We start from the raw sequence: 18280 nt of genomic DNA, 5'->3' as shown, positions 1-18280 counted from the left end.
ATGTTTCGCGCCTGTTGTGCTTTTGTGCCCAGGCGCCGGTTTTATCGGAACATTTCATGCAGATCGGATTTGTGCGCGCCGCAGTCGTGCTCGGGCTCTTGGCTGTAGTCGGCCCGTTCGCAATCGACCTCTACCTGCCGGCGATGCCAGAAATCGTGCGCGACCTGAACACCGACGACGCGGCGGTCCACATGACCTTCACGGTCTATTTCATCGCCTTCGGTCTGGCGCAGATGATCTACGGACCTCTGGCCGACCGGTTCGGCCGCAAGATGCCGGTTTTCATCGGCCTCGTCGTGTTTATCGCCGGCTCCGCGCTGTGCGCGGCGGCGCCGGATGTCTCGACGCTGACGATCGGCCGCTTCGTCCAGGCGCTTGGCGCGGCCGCCCCGATGGTGATCGTGCGCGCCGTCGTGCGCGACCTGCACACGGGCAGCCGGGCGACCCGGCTGATGGCGCTCGTCATGCTGGTCATCAGCATCTCGCCGATGCTGGCACCGTTGACCGGCAGCGTGATCATACAATTCGGCAGCTGGCGGCTGATTTTTGGCGTTCTTGCAATCTTGGCATTCGCCGCAATGGTGCAAATGGCCTTCCTGTTGCCTGAAACACTGCCGCCGGAGCGCCGCGCACGGATCGATGCGGTCGCGATGATCCGCAGCGCGGTCTATCTGCTCAGGGATGCCCGGTTCATGGGCCTGACCCTGATCAGCGGTTTTTCGCTGGCCAGTTTCTTCGTATTCATCGCCGCCGCGCCGCTGGTCTACATGAGCCATTACGGACTGACACCGACGGGCTTCAGCCTGGTGTTCGCACTCAACGCCGTCGGTTTCTTCGCGTCATCGCAATTCGCGGCAACATTCGGCGAACGTTTCGGCATGGGCCGTGTCGCCCTGCTGGCGGTCTGCGGCTTCGCCGCGGCAACGTCGCTGCTGTTCGTGCTGGTCTGGAGCGGCATCGACGACCTGCCGGTGCTCATGGCCCTGCTGTTTCTCGGCAACACCTGCCTCGGACAGGTCATCGCCCCGACCATGGTGATGTCCCTGGAAGAGCACGGCGAGCATGCCGGCATGGCCTCGTCCCTGGGCGGTACGTTCCAGATGGTGTCCGGCGGCGTGATGATTCTGATTTGCAGTCCGTTCTTCGACCGCACGCCGCTGCCGCTGGTCGGCGCGGTCGCGGCCTGTGCGCTGACGGCTCTGATCATCGCCCTGCTGACCCTGCGCCCGGCACGGCGCCACAACGCGCCGGCCTGAAAACAGATCACCCTGCGCCCGGATGAGCACAGGGTGGGTCGAATGCTGAGGGCGTCAGAGACCGGATGGCGTCACGTCGGGCGGGTGCCCGACGCGGCAGTTCAGGCCGGCTCGTGGGCGGACGTGCCGATCTGGTCCAGTTTCTTCTGCAGGGACAATTTGTCCAGGGACGTCATCGGCAGGTTCATGAAGATCGAAATGCGGTTGTTCAGCATGCGGAAGGCGTCGCTATACGCCAGCCGCCGCTCGGCTTCCGTACCTTCAACCGCCGCAGGATCCGGCAGCCCCCAGTGAGCCGACATCGGCTGGCCGGGCCAAACCGGGCAGACTTCGCTGGCGGCGTTGTCACACACGGTGAAGACGAAATCCATCACCGGGGCACCAGGTTCCGCGAACTCGCTCCAGTCCTTGGAGCGAAGCTCGTCGGTCTTGAAATTGAGTTTATTCAGCAGTTCCAGAGCTTCGGGCCGAACACTGCCGTTCGGGTGAGAGCCGGCGGAATAGGCCTTGAAACGGCCCTGTCCGTCCCTGTTCAGGATGGATTCGGCCAGAATGGACCGGGCGGAATTGCCGGTGCAGAGAAAAAGCACGTTATAGACTTCGTCCGACATTGGGGTCTCCCAGCGTGGTTTACGATTTATGGCAGGCAATCGTTTCCATGACCTGCGCGCATAATTCCGGATGACCGCCGCAGCAGTCAGCCATCAGGAACGTCAACAGTTGCCTGGTGCCGTCCAGATCCGCGAAATAGCGGATGATCCGGCCCTCGCGTTCGTTGCGGACAAGACCCGCCTGCAGCAGCACCGACAGGTTGGCCGACATCGTGTTCTGGCGAACGCCCAGCGCCTCGCCGATGTCACCTGCGCTCATGCCGGCGGGACCCGCTTTGATCAGAAGCCGGAACACATCCAGCCGTGTTTTCTGGCTGAGCGCCCCGAAGGCACCCAAGGCATCATTTATATCCATAAATCATGATATCCCGATTTATGGAAGTTTTACAAGCCCCGGATTGCTGTCGCGATAACACCGCGCGTTGGACGGAAACCGTCATTTGGCGCCGGAGCACTTGAAATTGGCGGTGACTGCTGATGACCTGTGCCATCGACACGATCAAGGTGGCCCATGGACATACTGAAAAATCCCTGGCTTGGCGAAGGCCTGCCCGACCCCGAAGGCCTTGCGGAGGGCACGATCTCCGAAACCCCGGTGGCGGCGGAGACCTTTCTGGCAGGAAGCCCGGACGGAGGCCCGACCTTGCTCCTGGACCGCAGGGATATTGCGCAGGCTTTCGGCATCGGCGCGCTTTACCTCAAGGACGAGCGCAACCGGATGGGTCTTGGCAGCTTCAAGGCGCTCGGCGCGGCCTATGCGATCGCCAAACGGGCCGGGCAGAAAGTCCGGGACGGCAATGCGGATGACCCTGGAACATCTCTCGAGGGCGTGACCTTCGCCTGCGCCAGCGCGGGCAACCACGGGCTGTCGCTCGCCACCGGCGCGCCGCTCTACGGAGCGAAGGCGGCCGTTTTTGTTTCCGAAACGGTGCCGGAAGCCTTTGCGGTGCGGCTTCGGCAAACGGGGGCGACGGTTGTCAGGGCCGGCGCCACCTACGAGGACAGCATGGCGGAAGCCGAACGGCAGGCCGAGGCCAACGGATGGGTGCTTCTTCCCGACAGCACCTGGCCGGGCATGACCGGCGCCGGACGGGACGTGATGGAAGGCTACCTGATCATGGGCACCGAAATTTCGCGGCAGATACCCGAGCCGCCAACCCACGTGTTCTTGCAGGCCGGTGTCGGCGGTCTTGCCGCCGCTTGCGCGTTCAGCGCCCGGGCCACCTGGGGCCGGGACGTCACCATCGTGGTGGCGGAACCGGACTTCGCGCCCGCGCTCAAGGCCAGCATCCAGGCCGGCAAGGCGGTCACCGCGCCCGGCCCCGTCTCGATCATGGGACGGCTCGACTGCAAGGAACCGTCGCACCTGGCATTGAAATATCTGGCGCGGGAAGCAGACATCTTCGCGACGATTTCGGATGAAGAGGCAGCCGAAACGGTCGCCCTGCTCGCGGAGTACGATCTGGCAACGACGGCATCGGGCGCCGCCGGCATCGCCGCCCTGCATCATGCCGGCGCCCACGCCCGCGCGCTGAACTTCGGCCCGGAGACACGCGCGCTCTGTTATCTTTCGGAAGGCCCGGAGGATGGCTGAGCCGGACTTTCCCGAAGCCGAGTTCGCGGCACGCACCGAACGGGCGCAGCGTGCCATGCGCGCCGCCGGTCTCGACGCGCTGTTCTTCACCACGGAAGCTGAGGTCCGGTATTTTTCCGGATTCAGGACACCCTTCTGGCAAAGTCCGACCCGGCCGTGGTTCCTGGTGGTGCCGGCCGGCGGCAAGCCGGTTGCGGTGATCCCGCAGATCGGCGCCCACCTGATGGCCACCACCTGGCTGGACGACATCCGCACCTTCTCCGCACCGCATCCCGTCGATGACGGCATCGGCGCGCTGGCGGACGCCTTGAAGGAGTACAGCCGGATCGGCATGCCCATGGGCCGGGAAAGTTCGCTGCGCATGCCCCTGGCCGATTTCATGACGCTGCAGGTCCGCCTGACCGGCGCGGAATTCGTCAATGCCACGGATCTGGTCCAGGCCCTCAGAATGGTGAAATCGGAAGCTGAAATAGGGCGATTGCGCGACATCTGCCGGATCGGGTCGGCGGCCTTTGCCAATGCGCCCAGCCTGTTCCATGAGGGGCAGCCCCTGAGCGGCGTGTTCCGGGCGTTCCGGATCGAACTGCTGAACCAGGGCGCCGATGACGTTCCGTATCTTGTCGGCGGCGCGGGCCAGGGCGGCTATGGCGACGTGATCTCGCCGCCGAACGAACGGGAACTGAAGGCCGGCGACGTTCTGATGCTCGACACCGGCGCTACCAGAACCGGTTACTTCTGCGACTTCGACCGCAACTTCGCGATCGGAACGGCCTCCGAGGCCGTCAGGCGCGCCCATGAGACGCTTGTTGCGGCGGTGAAAGCTGCTGCGGCCATTGCCCGGCCCGGACAAACCTGCGCCGACCTGTACCGGGCCATGGCGGACACGATCGGCCAGGGCGAAGGCGATGTCGGCCGGTTCGGTCACGGTCTTGGCATGCAGTTGACCGAAGCCCCGTCCCTGACCGGTTTCGACGAGACGGTGCTTCGCGAGCGCATGGTGCTGACGCTCGAGCCGGGCATTGATCTGGGCGCCGGCAAAATGATGGTCCACGAGGAAAACATCGTCATTCGCGACGGGGATCCGGACTTCCTGAGCGTTCCCGCCGGACCGGACATTCCGGTCATCGGCGGCTGATTTTCGGAGACAGGGGCTTGAAAGACAGGGGCTTGAAAGGCAGGGGCATGAAACTGAGCTTTGAAACAGACACTGGCCCGGGAGAAAAGGCGGCGCTTGGGCTGATCGTTCTGCGCGCGGACGAAACCATCGAAAGCGAATTTCGCAGCCTGTTCGATCTGGACGGCGTCGCCCTGTATCACACCCGGATCGAAAGCGCGCCGCAGGTCACGCCGGAAACCCTGATGCAGATGAAATCGGGCCTCGCCGGTGCCGCCGCGCTCCTGCCCTCGAACCGTCCGCTCGATGCCGTCGCCTATGCCTGCACATCCGGGGCGACCATGATCGGGCCGGAAGCCGTCACCGAAGCCATCCGCCGGGTTCACCCGCAAGCGCAGGCAACCAATCCGGCCAGCGCGGTTGCTGCCGCGCTGAAGCAGTTGAAGGTTACGCGGGTCGGCGTGGTCTCGCCTTATGTGGCCAGCGTTTCCGATGCGGTCTGCGCATTCCTGAAAGAAAACGGCCTGGACCCTGTCACGGTCGGTTCTTTCGACCAGAGCGAGGAAGCCGTCGTCGCGCGCATTGCCCTGGCGTCCGTGGAGGAAGCCATCTGCAGGGTCGGCAGCGACCCGAAGGTGGAGGCCGTATTCGCGTCCTGCACGAACCTGCGCACCTTCAAGGTGATCGAGGCTTGCGAGCAGCGGCTGGGCAAACCGGTCATCAGCTCCAATCTGGCGCTGGCCTGGCACATGATGGTCCTTGCCGGCCTTCCCTGGAAGTCGGCCGGACCAGGCCGCCTTTTCCACGCATAGACAGACTGCGATACATTTTCCGGGCATCCTGAATCCGGAAGATACGCGCTTTCGCACCGGCCGCAGGCAAGGAGGATCGGGCCGGTCTCGGCTTTACCTGTTGACTTTGGCGGGATTCCGGGCAAGAACTCCGCCGTCTCAAGTTTTGACGATTGCGAGTTCCGATGACCCGGCTGAAAGCCGACATTCTGGATATGATGTCCCAGGCCCTTGCCAGCGCGACCTTTATGCGCGGCGAGACCCTGACGGCTGCCGCAACCGCTCCTAAACGCACCACCAAGACCACCAAAACCACCGCTTGACGGTGCCGCTCATCCCGTCTCCCCGGGGATGGGAGGCGCCAGGAGCCGGCAGCGCCCCTCAACGGGCAGGCCGGCGGAGCGGGGAGACGGACAAGGATTAGTCAGACATGGGTTTCAAGATCGCAATCGCAGGCGCCACCGGCAATGTCGGCCGCGAGATGCTGGACATTCTGGCCGAACGCGGCTTTCCGGCGGATGAAGTCGTCGCCCTCGCCTCAAGGCGCTCCCAGGGGACGGACGTCTCCTTCGGCGACAAGACGCTGAAGGTCCAGGCAATGGAGAACTACGATTTCTCCGACACCGACATCTGTCTCATGTCCGCTGGCGGCACCGTTTCCAAGGAATGGTCGCCGAAGATTGCCGCAAAAGGCTGTGTCGTCATCGACAACTCCTCTGCGTGGCGCTACGACGCGGACGTGCCCCTGATCGTACCGGAAGTGAATGCCGACGCCATCACCGGCTTTACCAGGAAGAACATCATCGCCAACCCGAACTGCTCCACGGCGCAGCTCGTCGTGGCGCTGAAGCCACTGCATGACCACGCCAAGATCAAGCGCATCGTCGTGTCGACCTACCAGTCGGTTTCCGGCGGCGGCAAGGAGGCGATGGAGGAACTGTTCAACCAGACCCGTGCCATCTTCGTCAACGATCCGATCGAACCGCAAAAGTTCACCAAGCGCATCGCCTTCAACGTGATCCCGCACATCGACGACTTCATGGAAGACGGCTACACCAAGGAAGAATGGAAGGTGCTGGCCGAAACCAAGAAGATGCTCGACCCGGCCATCAAGGTGACCTGCACCGCCGTGCGTGTTCCCGTGTTCATCGGTCATTCGGAAAGCATCAACATCGAGTTCGAGAACGAGATCTCCGCAGACGAGGCGCGCGGCATCCTGCGTGAAGCGCCGGGCTGTCTCGTCATCGACAAGCAGGAAGATGGCGGCTACATCACTCCCTATGAGAGCGCCGGCGAGGACGCGACCTACATTTCCCGCATCCGCGAGGATGCGACGGTCGAGAACGGTCTCAACCTGTGGGTCGTCTCCGACAACCTGCGCAAGGGCGCCGCGCTCAACACCGTCCAGATTGCCGAGGTCCTGATCAACCGCGGCCTGATCTCTCCGAAAAAAGCGGCGGCCTGAGTTTTTTAAAGCCGATCCGGACCGGTGCGCTTCGGCGCACCGGTCCGGACGATCGACAGGCGCCCGGCATCCCTCTGCAAGGGGTCTCGACCGGAACGTGCAATCCTCCGATTGCCACCATCGACTTTTTTGCATCGCAACAGGCGCCTTGCCGCCATTTCTTGCGACCTTCCGGAAAATCCGCGCGCGATCAAATGCTTGATCGCAACAAGTGCGGCCGCCCCCCTGCGCACGCCCGAATAAAAACACCGACTAAGGTGGCGCCTGCGAGCAGGGATGCCCAATGTTAAGCTTTCCCCTCATGTTAACCAGAGGAGGAGATGACATGAAAACCTGGAAAAAGCCCGCAATGACCGCCGTTGAAGCCGGTTTCGAAGTCACGCGCTACATGCCTGCTGAAATCGGCACCTGCGGCCGCAAGAAATAATTCGGCACCACGCAGGGGGAGGCACCCGGTGAAAATAAGGGTCCTCGGTTCCGCGGCCGGCGGCGGCTTTCCGCAATGGAATTGCAACGCCCCGCTCAGCCGCGCCGTGCGTGAAAAAAGGCCCGGCTTTCTGGCCCGGACGCAATCGAGCATCGCTGCGAGCGCGGACGGTCGAGGCTGGGCTGTTTTCAATGCCTCTCCGGATATCCGGGAGCAGATTGCCGCGAGCCCGGACCTGCAGCCCCGGGCGGACGGCCCGCTCCGGCATACGCCGATCGGAGCCGTTGTCCTGACCAACGCCGATGTGGACCACATTGCCGGGCTCCTCTCCCTGCGTGAGCGCGAACCTTTCATTCTTTATGCGACGGCCCGGGTCCTGAAGACCCTTGCCGAAAACAGCATCTTCCAGGTCCTGAACCCCGAGGTGGTGGAACGGCGAGAACTTCCCCTTGAAGGCACGACCGTCCTGGAAGGCCCCGGAGGCCCTCTCGGCCTGACCGCCGAGACCTTTGCCGTCCCCGGCAAGGTGGCCCTGTTTCTCGAAAACGAGAACGACCGGAATTTCGGCACGGCTGCGGGCGACACCATCGGCATCGCCCTGCGCGTATCGGATGCGCCAATCGCGCAAGAGCCCGACAAAACCCTTTTCTACATTCCCGGCTGCGCCGCCGTAACCGATGCCCTGCGCGAGCGGATCGACGGCGGCGCATGCCTCATGTTCGACGGCACGGTTTTTCACGACACGGAGATGGCGGATACGGGTGTCGGCAGCAAGACCGGTGCCCGCATGGGACATATGGCCATCGGCGGAGCGACCGGCACTTTGAAGGCGCTGAAGGATGTCGATCTCGGCCGCAGGATCTTCGTGCACATCAACAACACCAACCCCATCCTCGACCCCGGATCACAAGCCGCGAAAACGGTGACAGCGGCAGGCTGGGAGATCGGCTATGACGGGATGGAGTTGACGCTATGACGAAAACGGCGACGGCAAGGGCTGTTCAAGGCGCCGAGAAGTCCGGCGCTCGATCGGGCACCCAATCGGGCGTGACCCCATCGGCGGCCGACGAAATCCGCAAGGCCGGACGCCTGCTTTCGGCCTCGGAACTGGAACAGACGCTGCGGACCGCCGGTTTCGATCGCTATCATATTCATCATCCCTTTCACAAACTCATGAACGCGGGAGACCTCAGCAAGGCGCAGATGCAGGCCTGGGCCCTCAACCGCTATTGTTATCAGGCAGCAATCCCGAAGAAGGACGCCCTCATCCTGTCCCGTTCCGAGGACCCGGACTTCCGGCGCGAGTGGCGCAAGCGCATCGTCGATCATGATGGCGGTGACGGCGCGGAAAAGGACGGCGGCATCAAGCGCTGGCTGAAACTGGCCGACGGGCTCGGGCTCGACACGGACATGGTCCAGTCCCGCAAATACGCCTTGCCCGCGACCCGCTTTGCCGTTCAGGCCTATATCGACCTGGTCTCCCGGTCCTCCCTGCTGGTTGCGGTTGCCTCGTCCCTGACCGAACTGTTTTCACCGGTCGCCATCGGCGAACGTGTTCCCGCGATGCTCGCGCGCTACGATTACATCACCGAGGACACGCTCGCCTATTTCAAGCCGCGCCTGCATCAGGCGCCACGCGATGCAGAGCACGCGCTCGATCTCGTCACGGTGTGGGCCGATACGCCGGACAGGCAGGCCGACGCCGTCGAGGCGCTCTTTGCCAAATGCGATATCCTGTGGTCGATGCTCGATGCCCTGCATTTTGCCTATGTGGAACCGGGCCTGATCGCGCCTGGCGCCTTCCGTCCGGCCGGCACGGAGTAGACCCGTGACAGCCCTGCGCCAACGCACAAAAGTAACCTCGGCGAGCCGGCCCGCACTGCCCTCTCACGTCCACCTGCGCTACGACGGCCTGAGAGCACGATGGGTGGTGCTCGCTCCCGAGAAGGTGCTCTGGCCGGACGAGATCAGCGCGGACATCCTCAGCCGCTGCACCGGCGATGCCACCGTCTCGGAAATCGCCGAAAGCCTCGCCCGGGTCTACAACGCACCCGCCGCTGACATCGCTCCGGATGTCATCGCCTTCCTCCAGGAATGGTCCGACCGGCTGCTGGTCCGCTGCCGCCCGGAAGCGCAAGGACGACAAGATCACGGATCCCGGCCATGACCGGTCAGACCGAAAGTCCCGTTCCCGGTCCACCGCTGGGCATGCTGGCCGAACTGACCCATCGCTGCCCGCTGCAATGCGGCTATTGTTCCAATCCGGTCGAACTGCTCAAGGCCAACCGGGAACTGGACACGCAAACCTGGCTCGATACATTCACCCAGGCGGCCGATCTCGGCATCCTTCAGGTGCACCTGTCCGGCGGAGAACCGACCCTGCGCAAGGACCTGGACGTGCTGATCGGATGTCTGAGCGCCCGGGGTGTCTATACCAATCTCATCACCGCCGCGGTTACCCTCACCCTGGAACGTCTCGAAACCTACGTCGACGCCGGCCTCGACCACGCCCAGGTCAGTTTCCAGGGCGCCCACGCGGACACGACGGAGCTGATCGGCCACTACAAGAACGCACATCACAAGAAACGTCAGGCGGCGGCCTGGATACGGGAGCTCGGCCTGCCTCTCACCGTCAATGCGCCGATTCACAAGCTCAACATTCACGAAGTTCCGGACTTCGTTGCCCTTGCCCTGGAACTCGGCGCCGAACGGCTGGAAATCGCCAATGTCCAATACTACGGCTGGGCCTACCTGAACCGGGCCGCGCTTCTGCCCGACTACGATGCGGTCATGCGCCAGGTCGCGTTCGTCGAAACGGCACGCGAGGACCTGAAGGGCATCCTCAACATCGATTTCGTGACCCCGGACTATTATGCCGACTACCCGAAGCCCTGCATGGGCGGCTGGGCCTCGGATGCTTTCATGATCACGCCGGATGGCACCGTGCTGCCGTGTCACGCGGCACAGACGATCACGTCCATGGCGTTCCACACGGTCAACGAGAGGTCCCTGCGGGAGATCTGGGAAAGCTCGGAAGCCTTCAACCGCTTTCGTGGCCACGACTGGATGCCCGAGCCTTGCCGCTCCTGCGACAGGAAGGAGATCGATTTCGGCGGCTGCCGCTGTCAGGCCTTCGCCATGACCGGCGACGCCGCCGCGACCGACCCGACCTGTATCAAGTCGCCCCATCATGCCGCCCTGCGTGACCTTCCGCCCGCGGAACCGATCAGCAGACGGGTCATCGGTGCGGGGTCGCCACGCGCGCCTGCGCAGGCCTGACACTCGAAGGCGGCGCATCCTCCCTCGCGGACCTCTCCGTGCGCGACAACCCGAATCACCTCACCCTGACCTGCGTGACGATGACGGCAGCAGCGGAAGAAAAGACGTCCCAAAACGCCGGATTTGTCCGCTTCAGCAGCCCGTCACTCCAAAAATTTAAGTAATATTGCCAATATTTACTCGTCAAATGAGAAAAAATGGCGCATTTCCGGGATATGTAACGCCCGTTACCTTTGGCTTAAGTATTTTGCCTGACCATACCGCCGGGAGAGAAGAGAGGGCTTCGATGAATAATATCTTCGCTCGGCTGAGCGTGACATCCACTTTGGCGGTCGTGTCCGCCGGTGTCCTGACCGTTTCCATGTTTGTGGTCGGCGTCATTCTTTATCAGGTTGCGCATGAACAGGCGCAGGACACTGCTCTGAAGAAACAGGACGTCAACCTGCGTGTTGCAGCAACAATACTGGAAGAACGTGTTGAAGGCGCACGGATAAGCTGGAAATCGGACGGCAATGTCTCGAAGATCGAACTTGCCGAAATTCCAAGCTTCGAAAACCACGACATGATCGACGTGATCGGCCGCATGACGGGCGAGACGGCAACGGTGTTCGCCTGGGATCCCGAAACGAGGGATTTCTGGCGCAAGTCCACCAACATCATCAAGGGTGACGGCAAACGCGCCGTCGGCACGCCTCTCGGCAAGAACGGCGCCGTCTATCCCATCGTGACGAAGGGAACCACCTTCAACGGCCAGGCGACCATTCTCGGCAAGGACTATTACACGGTCTACCAGCCGATCTTCTCCGGCACGGGTGAAACCATCGGCATCCTCTATGCCGGGGTCGAAAAAGCGGCCGTGCAGGCCAATGTGACCCAGTTGATGAGCCGATATGGTCTCTGGGCCCTGCCGGTTGTCCTGATCTCCGTGCTGTTGCTGATTTATGCGATCGGCCGTCAGATGCGCCCGATCACCCGGCTCGCCGAGATTACCGAGGACATCGCCCGGGACAACCTGGAAACAGAGGTTCCGTTCAAGGACCGTACCGACCAGATCGGCATCCTTGCCAATGCGGTCAACACGCTGAGGACCCGAGCCAAAGAGCGGTTTGAGCTTGCGGACCAGCAGCGGGAATCCGAAGAGGCGGCAGCCGGTCGGCAGAACACGGTTCAGGACCTGATCGGTACGTTCCGGAACAGCATTTCCAATGTTCTCGGGTCCGTCGACGAAACCGTTCACGGCCTTGAAGACACCGCCGGCAGGCTTTCGGACCTGTCCGGCCAGAGTGCCGCCAGCGCAACGGAAACGCTCAACTCAGCCGACGATGCGACCTCCAGCGTCCAGACCGTGGCAAGTGCCGCCGAAGAACTGTCCGCCTCCATCGGTGAAATCTCGCGTCAGGTTTCCCAGACCACGGAAGTCGTCGGCCGCGCCACGGAAGGCACACGGGTCACCAACGAAAAGGTCGAGGGCCTCGCTGCCTCCGCCTCGAAGATCGGTGAAGTCGTCACGCTCATCCAGGCAATCGCCGAACAGACCAACCTGCTGGCCCTCAACGCCACGATCGAGGCCGCACGGGCCGGAGAAGCAGGCAAGGGCTTTGCCGTCGTTGCGGCTGAAGTGAAGGAGCTGGCCACCCAGACGTCCAAGGCGACCGAGGAAATCAGCGCCCAGATCACCGCGATCCAGGAAGCCACCAAGGAGTCGGTCAACGCCATCGCCGAGATCACGACCATCATGGAAGAGGTGAACTCCTACACCGGCACCATCGCCGCCGCGGTCGACGAACAGGGGTCTGCAACGGGCGAAATCTCGCAAAATGCCCAGAAGGCAGCGGAAGGCACGACCTTCGTCTCCTCGCGCATGTCGGATCTCTCCGGCACGGTGAACGAGACGTCGGAATCGTCCCAGGCGGTTCTGGACGCGTCGGGCCAGCTCGCATCGCGGACGGAAGAACTGAAACAGGAAGTCGAGAACTTCCTGCGCAATGTCGCCGCAGCCTGAACAGGCCGGTTCCTGACAACCGGATCCAGCGAAATCCGGCAAGACAATTCCGGAGCGCGGTGGCCAGCCACCGCGCTCTTTCCATGTCCGGCCCGCCAGGATCGGCGATTGACCGGCAATGCTCTCTTCCGTGTTGCCAGGAACGTGAAAAAGAACGACAAGACCCGCACTTCCACTCCATGGAGCTGAGCAAACCGGCCGACGCGCCCTTCCTGTCCAGAAAACCGTAATCTCAATGTTTCTCTACGAAGCCGCCGCCCTCGGGGCCGCCTCGCTCTGGGCCCTCACGGGCTTGCTGTCCGCCGGGCCCTCCCTGCATCTGGGAGCTATCGCGTTCAATTGCACGCGAATGGTGCTGGTGGCTGTGATGCTGGGCCTCTGGGTGGCTGCGACCACCGGCTGGGCGTCCATCGGCAACGACCATCTCGCACCATTGGTCCTGTCCGGTTTCATCGGCATCTTTCTGGGTGACACCGCCCTGTTCCTGACCCTCAACCGCATGGGGCCGCGCCGGACGGCCATGCTGTTTTCCCTCAACGCGCCGATGTCGGCGATCCTCGGCTGGCTGGTTCTGGACGAATATCTGTCTCCGGTACAAGTCGGCGGGCTCCTGCTGACTTTTCTCGGCGTCCTGCTGGCCATCCGTTTCGGCAAACGCAAGTCGCAACTGCACAAATGGGAGAACATAAAGGGCCCGCTCTGGGTCGGCGTCCTGGTCGGCCTCGCCGCCGCCCTGTCCCAGTCTGTCGGATCCCTGATCGCCCGTCCGATCATGGAGGCGGGCGCGGATCCTGTTGCCGCCTCGAGCATCCGGGTCGCCGTTGCGGCCCTCGGACTTGTGGTTCTGACCCGGCTGCCCGTGTCCTGGGTGAAACCGTCCGGCAGCCTGACCCTGCCCATCGTCGGCATCATCGCCGTCTCCGGCCTGCTCGGCATGGGTCTCGGCATGACCCTGATCCTGTATGCGCTTTCCGGCGGCGAAGTCGGCATCGTGGCCACCCTGTCCGCCACGACACCTGTGGTGATGTTGCCGATGATGTGGTGGCGCACAGGTGAAATGCCCGCTCTCGGCGCCTGGGCGGGCGCGGCACTCGTGGTGGCCGGCAGCGCGTTGCTGTTCGCGAGTTAGCAGACCTCGCCCCCCAGGCCTCACCCGACGGCCGCTGCCCCGGCCGGCAATCCGGCTCCACCGGCAGGACAGTTCAACAAAAGTATATCGTTAAAAATAACAATATTCACGGATCGAATTTATCAGAAAGCCCCGATTCTTGTGATTTTTTTAAGTCTTTCTTACGAATACCGAATTAGCTTTCATGTGATATATCATTTATTCTGAGTATTCACGCCACCATGCAGGTAATACTTTCCGCATCGGACCTGACAAAGATCTCGAAGCAATTCCTGTGCATCGCTTCGACCTACCCGGCCAAGCTGGTGAGGTTTCCCGATCTGGATCCGGATGTGCCGTCCGATGCTGTGATGATTGCGGACTTTCTCGCCGCCCCGCTGGACCATCTGCACCATCTGAAAGCCCTGCGGGACAGGTCCGGATTCCGGATGATCGGCCTTGTCGATTTGCAGAACCGCCGGCAAGTCATGCAGGTGCGTGAACTTGGCTGCCACGAGCTTGTCGACAGAAACGACTCCTCCAACACTCTCCTGGGCAAATTGCGCGGCAAACTCGGAGACTACGCCCAGCCTCAGCTCGACGGCTCTGTCTGCGAACAGGTCAGGGCCGCCGTAACGCACACATGCGCATCGCTCAACGAGATGACGGCAGCCGCGCTCAATGGCACGCCCCTGCCAGTTCGAAAACTCGTCGAGAGCGCGCGGGATATCGCCGCCACGATCGAGTCGGAGGGCATAGACGCATGGCTTTCCGCCGTTCAGCAGCATCACAGCCATACCTTTTGCCATACGATGATGGTGACGGGTCACACCATCAGATTTTCCAAGGCACTCGGACTTCCCGAACCGGACCAGATCCGTCTCGGTCTTGGCGCGCTGGTGCACGACCTCGGAAAAATCAAGATCCCGCTGTCGATTCTGGACAAGCCCGGCAGGCTTACGGATGCGGAACGCAAGCTTGTCAACCGGCATCCGGACCATGGCAGGCAGATCCTGGAAACCTCCGGGGGCGTGCCGGAAGACGCCTGTGACATCGCCGTGTCACATCATGAATTCATCGACGGAACCGGCTACCCGAAGGGCCTGAAGGGAAGCCAGATTTCGAGGTCCGTGCGGATCGTGACGATCTGCGACATCTATTCGGCGCTGACGGAGAAACGGGCCTACAAGGACAGCTACAGTCCCAGGCAGGCCTTTTCGATCCTGAACGAAATGGACGGCAAGCTCGACACCAAGCTGCTGCGCTCGTTTCGGGACACGGTCTTCAGCAACGATCTGGGGCAGTTGCGGCGCGCGGCCGTCTGATTTCGGACGGTGACGGTTCCGCCGCCGTCAGGCTGTATCACCTTCAGCCAGATCCGGCATGAACGGCAGGTCGGTCACGCCGATATCAATCCCCGCCTGGTTCAGAAGCGTCGACAATTGCCCGCGATGGTGGGTCTGGTGATTGAACATGTGGGTCACGAGCAGCCAACGCGGCCGGCTGCGCGCGATGCCGTCCATCCCGCTTGTCCACTGAAGATCTCCGGCGAGCCAGTCCGGCGTCAACTCTTCGCAGAACGCCGAAATGTCGCCGCACATCGCCAGGTGGGCCGCCTTCAGGGCCTCGAAATCCTCGTAGAGATCGACGCCCATGCCCTTGATCTCATAGCTGCGCCCGGTGAACCGGCCCATCCAGGCCCTGTCCGCGAAGAGAATGTGATTGAGCGTGGAGTGCACCGAGCGAAAGAAGGCGCCTTTGTCCGCTTTCCTGTCCGCGTCGCTCATCTGCCCCGCCGCCGCATAGGCCCTCTCCGTCATCAAGGCGTTATAGGCTGCCATGCGCCGGTAGAGCACGGGAAAACCCATGTCCGGTTCGTTGTTGTCCCGGGTCATGGAGCACCTTCAGCAATGTCCGGCTCGGCCTTGTCGAAGTGCTGCGTTTCCGGGTCCATCACACGCAATTCGCCGGACCCGATGTCGAACCAGGCCCCGTGGATCTGCAGCACGCCCTGCTGAACGGCGCGTTCGATGAACGGGAAGGTCATCAGGTTTTTCAGCGACTGCCGGATGCCGGCATATTCCATGGCGAGCTGCGGGTCGTCCACCTTGTCGATCGGCATGCAGGCCATCGCGATCGCCGCAGGCTCCAGCAGCTTGATCCAGCGGCCGATGAACTCGCCGGTGGCCAGCGGCGCATTGGCGTTTTCACGGAAAGCTTTCACACCGCCGCACTGGCCGTGGCCCATGATGACGATATGCTTCACCTTGAGGCCGCCGACCGCGAATTCGATCGCCGCGCTGGTGCCGTGCTGGCCTTCGGTATCCTCGTAGGGCGGCACAAGGTTGGCCACATTGCGCACCACGAACAATTCGCCTGGTCCGACATTGAAAATACCTTCCGGGGTCACCCGGCTGTCGCAGCAGGAAATCACCATCACCTCGGGCGTCTGACCGTACACCGCCAGGCGCTCATGCGTTTCCTTGTAGCGGACGAAACCCTTGTTGAGAAAGCGGCCATACCCGGTCATGAGGTGCGTTGGAAAATTCAAGGATGCGCCTCCAGCACTTTCGAGCCGAACCGGCTCGTGTTTCACTTGGGTCATACCACCAGACAAGGGGAATGCAAATCAATCAATCGCGGAGCCGGAACCCGCGGCAGATCGGGAGAAATTTGAGCCGGGTGCCGCCTCCCATCGGGTCGCCGCCCGCCCGCCTCAGAACCTTTCGGCCCGCAGCACAGCGCAATCGCTTACTGAAATGACGCCGATATGCCGCTCGACGACCGCAAAAGCGGCTTCCAGAAGCAGGTCCAGCCGATCCGGACGGATGATGCAGACGATGGCCACCATGCCGCCCGCCCGGGACACCTGGCCCTCGCGGCTCCAGCGCCCGGACAGACCGCTGCCGCCCATGACCGGCAGGATCGTGTAGCCGGTGACACCGGCCCCGTCGAGCGCGTCGGTAAGCCGGGTTTCCATCGGCGCTTCGATGATGATCTCGACCCGCTTGGCGTCTTTCGTATCCACGGCTTTATCCTCCGGTTGCCTGGGCGATGCTGAGGTAGAGGGGAATTCCGATCGTAAGGTTGAAAGGAAAGGTAATCCCCAGGGACATTGTCAGATAAATGGACGGGTTGGCCTCGGGCAGGGCGACCCGCATCGCCGCCGGAACGGCGATATAGGAGGCCGACGCGCTGAGGGTCATCAGCAGCACCGTCCCTCCCGTGGACAGGCCGACAAGACTGGCCGCGGCAAGGCCGGCGACAGACCCCAGTATCGGCATCAGGATGCCGAACCCGATCAAGCCCGGCCGCAATTGCCCGGCGCTGGCCCGGAGCCCCCGTCCGGCAACCAGGCCCATGTCCAGAAGAAACAGGCACAGCACACCCTTGAACGGCGCGACGATGAAACTCTCGATGTCGGCGAGTCCCTTCGGTCCGGACAGAAGCCCGATCACGAACGATCCGATGAGCAGAACAATCGACCCGTTCAGGAGGATTTCGCGCCAGAGACCGGACATTCTCCCGGAGCGGCCCGATCCGTCCGCCGGGGCCCTCGCCGCCAGCCACAGCGCCGACAGGATCGCCGGCGCTTCCATCACGGCCGCGACGGCAACCAGGTACCCTTCGCTTGCCAGACCCTGGCTCTGCAGAACCGACGTCGCCGCCACGAAGGTCACGATGGAAATGGATCCGTAATGCCCGGCAACTGCGGCGGCGTCTGTTGTGTTGAGGGAGGTCATCACCCGCAGCAGAGCGAATGCCGCGAACGGAATGGCGAAGGACAGCACCAGACCGGCCAGGAGCGAGAGGAGCAAACCGGCGTCGACACCGTGCCCACTGACACTGACCCCGCCCTTGAATCCGATCGCGAACAGCAGATAGATCGACAGGGTCTTTGCGGCAGCTTCAGGAACCGAAAGATCCGAGCGTACGAGTGCCGCACCCAGCCCGAGAGCGAAAAAGAGAATGATCGGCGACAGCAGGTTCTGCGCCGCAAGGTTTACGATGGTTTCGGTCAACGCCGTTGAGCCTCCTTGCCCTGAACCGCCCCTGGCCATGCAACAAGCGGCGCGATATACGCATCAATACGTATGTTGCTGCAATTTGGGAAGTCTGTGAAGCCGATCAAGTGTTGATCGGTTCAGGGCTTTTTGGAGGCGCAATATCCGGTGCGCTCAGGTCGCCACATTGACCGCATGCGCAGGCTCGTCGTCGCCGCGGTCCTCATAGGCATGACGGATATTGTCCGCGGGAAGCCGGTTGACCGGCCCGGGCAGGGGATGGACCGGACCGTGATCGATACCCGGCTCCAGCGCCTGCAACGCGGCCGCGCGATACGCCGCGACGCCGTCGAGCGTGTGATTTTCAATGTGGTGTGCATCGACAAGGACGGCCGGGTTATCCTCGGGCCTGCCGGTGTCTGTGTCCTGGCGCTCTGCGGTGTCACGCTTTTTTCTGCGGTCATGGCCGGCATCGTCACCGTCCCGGTCCGCGGGATACTCTGTCGCATGCGCCACGACCTGGGCCGATACCGGCCGCTCAATCGTCGCCATTCCGGCCTCCTGGCCATTCAGAGAACTGCCGCCTTTCTGGCGGCACCCTATGAATCTCTCAACAAAGAGTTAACAAA

21 protein-coding genes are annotated in these 18280 nt (G+C 62.6%); 14 read left to right on the top strand and 7 right to left on the bottom strand.

Annotated elements, in window-relative coordinates; all coding sequences use genetic code 11:
* The first annotated feature begins 56 nt into the window (after positions 1-56).
* Positions 57-1256 carry a multidrug effflux MFS transporter gene (locus WNZ15_RS14570; protein WP_342893709.1) on the top strand — a complete coding sequence of 400 codons (1200 nt, stop codon included), beginning with the start codon at positions 57-59 and terminating at the stop codon, positions 1254-1256.
* Between the two features lie 101 nt (positions 1257-1357).
* Here the strand turns inward: WNZ15_RS14570 and WNZ15_RS14565 are convergent, their stop codons facing one another.
* Together WNZ15_RS14565 and WNZ15_RS14560 are read right to left on the bottom strand one after the other, a co-directional pair.
* Positions 1358-1867: an arsenate reductase ArsC gene (locus WNZ15_RS14565; protein WP_342893708.1), complete on the bottom strand. Its 510-nt coding sequence runs from the start codon at positions 1865-1867 to the stop codon at positions 1358-1360.
* A gap of 19 nt (positions 1868-1886) precedes the next feature.
* Positions 1887-2222, bottom strand: a complete 336-nt coding sequence (locus WNZ15_RS14560; RefSeq protein ID WP_342893707.1) for a metalloregulator ArsR/SmtB family transcription factor — start codon at positions 2220-2222, stop codon at positions 1887-1889.
* 156 nt (positions 2223-2378) lie between these two features.
* Here WNZ15_RS14560 and WNZ15_RS14555 point away from each other — a divergent pair, with 156 nt between their 5' ends.
* The 13 genes from WNZ15_RS14555 to WNZ15_RS14495 all read left to right on the top strand — a co-directional run bounded on the left by WNZ15_RS14555 (position 2379) and on the right by WNZ15_RS14495 (position 14972).
* Entirely contained in the window at positions 2379-3461 is a 1083-nt protein-coding gene (locus WNZ15_RS14555; protein ID WP_342893706.1) for a pyridoxal-phosphate dependent enzyme, read from the top strand.
* On the top strand, positions 3454-4596 hold the full coding sequence (locus WNZ15_RS14550; protein WP_342893705.1) for a Xaa-Pro peptidase family protein: 1143 nt from the start codon (positions 3454-3456) through the stop codon (positions 4594-4596). Before WNZ15_RS14555 ends, WNZ15_RS14550 begins: the two co-directional genes overlap by 8 nt.
* Positions 4597-4643: 47 nt before the next feature.
* Positions 4644-5387 (top strand): Asp/Glu racemase, encoded by a 744-nt coding sequence (locus tag WNZ15_RS14545; protein ID WP_342893704.1) that lies wholly within the window; start codon positions 4644-4646, stop codon positions 5385-5387.
* 164 nt (positions 5388-5551) lie between these two features.
* Positions 5552-5689: a hypothetical protein gene (locus WNZ15_RS14540; RefSeq protein WP_342893703.1), complete on the top strand. Its 138-nt coding sequence runs from the start codon at positions 5552-5554 to the stop codon at positions 5687-5689.
* 107 nt (positions 5690-5796) lie between these two features.
* The gene (locus tag WNZ15_RS14535; protein WP_342893702.1) at positions 5797-6831 is read left to right on the top strand and encodes an aspartate-semialdehyde dehydrogenase; all 1035 of its coding nucleotides are present in this window, start codon (positions 5797-5799) and stop codon (positions 6829-6831) included.
* A 325-nt stretch (positions 6832-7156) separates the two neighbouring features.
* Positions 7157-7258, top strand: a complete 102-nt coding sequence (pqqA, locus tag WNZ15_RS14530) for a pyrroloquinoline quinone precursor peptide PqqA (protein WP_103223263.1) — start codon at positions 7157-7159, stop codon at positions 7256-7258.
* A 28-nt stretch (positions 7259-7286) separates the two neighbouring features.
* Positions 7287-8234: a pyrroloquinoline quinone biosynthesis protein PqqB gene (gene pqqB / locus WNZ15_RS14525; protein ID WP_342893701.1), complete on the top strand. Its 948-nt coding sequence runs from the start codon at positions 7287-7289 to the stop codon at positions 8232-8234.
* On the top strand, positions 8231-9082 hold the full coding sequence (gene pqqC / locus WNZ15_RS14520; protein ID WP_342893700.1) for a pyrroloquinoline-quinone synthase PqqC: 852 nt from the start codon (positions 8231-8233) through the stop codon (positions 9080-9082). Before pqqB ends, pqqC begins: the two co-directional genes overlap by 4 nt.
* A gap of 4 nt (positions 9083-9086) precedes the next feature.
* A complete protein-coding gene (pqqD, locus tag WNZ15_RS14515; protein WP_342893699.1) occupies positions 9087-9425 on the top strand; it encodes a pyrroloquinoline quinone biosynthesis peptide chaperone PqqD in 339 nt (112 codons plus the stop codon).
* Positions 9422-10537 carry a pyrroloquinoline quinone biosynthesis protein PqqE gene (gene pqqE, locus WNZ15_RS14510; RefSeq protein WP_342893698.1) on the top strand — a complete coding sequence of 372 codons (1116 nt, stop codon included), beginning with the start codon at positions 9422-9424 and terminating at the stop codon, positions 10535-10537. Before pqqD ends, pqqE begins: the two co-directional genes overlap by 4 nt.
* A 286-nt stretch (positions 10538-10823) precedes the next feature.
* The gene (locus tag WNZ15_RS14505; protein ID WP_342893697.1) at positions 10824-12539 is read left to right on the top strand and encodes a methyl-accepting chemotaxis protein; all 1716 of its coding nucleotides are present in this window, start codon (positions 10824-10826) and stop codon (positions 12537-12539) included.
* Between the two features lie 235 nt (positions 12540-12774).
* Positions 12775-13668 carry a DMT family transporter gene (locus WNZ15_RS14500; RefSeq protein WP_342893696.1) on the top strand — a complete coding sequence of 298 codons (894 nt, stop codon included), beginning with the start codon at positions 12775-12777 and terminating at the stop codon, positions 13666-13668.
* A 221-nt stretch (positions 13669-13889) separates the two neighbouring features.
* On the top strand, positions 13890-14972 hold the full coding sequence (locus tag WNZ15_RS14495; protein WP_342893695.1) for an HD domain-containing phosphohydrolase: 1083 nt from the start codon (positions 13890-13892) through the stop codon (positions 14970-14972).
* Between the two features lie 27 nt (positions 14973-14999).
* On the opposite strand, the gene WNZ15_RS14490 is transcribed toward WNZ15_RS14495, so the two are convergent.
* From WNZ15_RS14490 to WNZ15_RS14470, 5 genes are all read right to left on the bottom strand, one after another.
* Positions 15000-15542: a DinB family protein gene (locus WNZ15_RS14490; RefSeq protein ID WP_342893694.1), complete on the bottom strand. Its 543-nt coding sequence runs from the start codon at positions 15540-15542 to the stop codon at positions 15000-15002.
* Positions 15539-16177 carry a carbonic anhydrase gene (locus WNZ15_RS14485; protein WP_342893822.1) on the bottom strand — a complete coding sequence of 213 codons (639 nt, stop codon included), beginning with the start codon at positions 16175-16177 and terminating at the stop codon, positions 15539-15541. The genes WNZ15_RS14490 and WNZ15_RS14485 overlap by 4 nt, the downstream gene beginning before the upstream one ends.
* A gap of 186 nt (positions 16178-16363) precedes the next feature.
* Positions 16364-16675, bottom strand: a complete 312-nt coding sequence (locus tag WNZ15_RS14480; RefSeq protein WP_342893693.1) for a transcriptional regulator — start codon at positions 16673-16675, stop codon at positions 16364-16366.
* A gap of 4 nt (positions 16676-16679) precedes the next feature.
* The gene (locus WNZ15_RS14475; protein ID WP_342893692.1) at positions 16680-17669 is read right to left on the bottom strand and encodes a sodium-dependent bicarbonate transport family permease; all 990 of its coding nucleotides are present in this window, start codon (positions 17667-17669) and stop codon (positions 16680-16682) included.
* A gap of 156 nt (positions 17670-17825) precedes the next feature.
* Complete coding sequence (locus WNZ15_RS14470) at positions 17826-18203, bottom strand: hypothetical protein (protein ID WP_342893691.1); 378 nt, start codon at positions 18201-18203, stop codon at positions 17826-17828.
* Positions 18204-18280 lie beyond the last annotated feature (77 nt).

It is taken from the genome of Roseibium sp. AS2, from assembly GCF_038900065.1.
In the GTDB taxonomy this organism is placed as follows: domain Bacteria; phylum Pseudomonadota; class Alphaproteobacteria; order Rhizobiales; family Stappiaceae; genus Roseibium.
Note: the sequence above shows the minus strand (reverse complement) of the source record. Positions and strands in the feature narration are given on the sequence as shown.

What these genes read in the sequence shown, in the direction of transcription:
- WNZ15_RS14565 (WP_342893708.1), bottom strand. Translation starts at nt 1,867, where the DNA reads ATGTCGGACGAAGTCTATAACGTGCTTTTTCTCTGCACCGGCAATTCC.
- WNZ15_RS14570 (WP_342893709.1), top strand. Translation starts at nt 57, where the DNA reads ATGCAGATCGGATTTGTGCGCGCCGCAGTCGTGCTCGGGCTCTTGGCT.
- pqqA (WP_103223263.1), top strand. Translation starts at nt 7,157, where the DNA reads ATGAAAACCTGGAAAAAGCCCGCAATGACCGCCGTTGAAGCCGGTTTC.
- WNZ15_RS14555 (WP_342893706.1), top strand. Translation starts at nt 2,379, where the DNA reads ATGGACATACTGAAAAATCCCTGGCTTGGCGAAGGCCTGCCCGACCCC.
- WNZ15_RS14535 (WP_342893702.1), top strand. Translation starts at nt 5,797, where the DNA reads ATGGGTTTCAAGATCGCAATCGCAGGCGCCACCGGCAATGTCGGCCGC.
- pqqC (WP_342893700.1), top strand. Translation starts at nt 8,231, where the DNA reads ATGACGAAAACGGCGACGGCAAGGGCTGTTCAAGGCGCCGAGAAGTCC.
- WNZ15_RS14490 (WP_342893694.1), bottom strand. Translation starts at nt 15,542, where the DNA reads ATGACCCGGGACAACAACGAACCGGACATGGGTTTTCCCGTGCTCTAC.
- WNZ15_RS14470 (WP_342893691.1), bottom strand. Translation starts at nt 18,203, where the DNA reads ATGGCGACGATTGAGCGGCCGGTATCGGCCCAGGTCGTGGCGCATGCG.
- WNZ15_RS14495 (WP_342893695.1), top strand. Translation starts at nt 13,890, where the DNA reads ATGCAGGTAATACTTTCCGCATCGGACCTGACAAAGATCTCGAAGCAA.
- WNZ15_RS14485 (WP_342893822.1), bottom strand. Translation starts at nt 16,177, where the DNA reads ATGACCGGGTATGGCCGCTTTCTCAACAAGGGTTTCGTCCGCTACAAG.
- WNZ15_RS14500 (WP_342893696.1), top strand. Translation starts at nt 12,775, where the DNA reads ATGTTTCTCTACGAAGCCGCCGCCCTCGGGGCCGCCTCGCTCTGGGCC.
- WNZ15_RS14540 (WP_342893703.1), top strand. Translation starts at nt 5,552, where the DNA reads ATGACCCGGCTGAAAGCCGACATTCTGGATATGATGTCCCAGGCCCTT.
- WNZ15_RS14505 (WP_342893697.1), top strand. Translation starts at nt 10,824, where the DNA reads ATGAATAATATCTTCGCTCGGCTGAGCGTGACATCCACTTTGGCGGTC.
- WNZ15_RS14545 (WP_342893704.1), top strand. Translation starts at nt 4,644, where the DNA reads ATGAAACTGAGCTTTGAAACAGACACTGGCCCGGGAGAAAAGGCGGCG.
- pqqE (WP_342893698.1), top strand. Translation starts at nt 9,422, where the DNA reads ATGACCGGTCAGACCGAAAGTCCCGTTCCCGGTCCACCGCTGGGCATG.
- WNZ15_RS14560 (WP_342893707.1), bottom strand. Translation starts at nt 2,222, where the DNA reads ATGGATATAAATGATGCCTTGGGTGCCTTCGGGGCGCTCAGCCAGAAA.
- WNZ15_RS14550 (WP_342893705.1), top strand. Translation starts at nt 3,454, where the DNA reads ATGGCTGAGCCGGACTTTCCCGAAGCCGAGTTCGCGGCACGCACCGAA.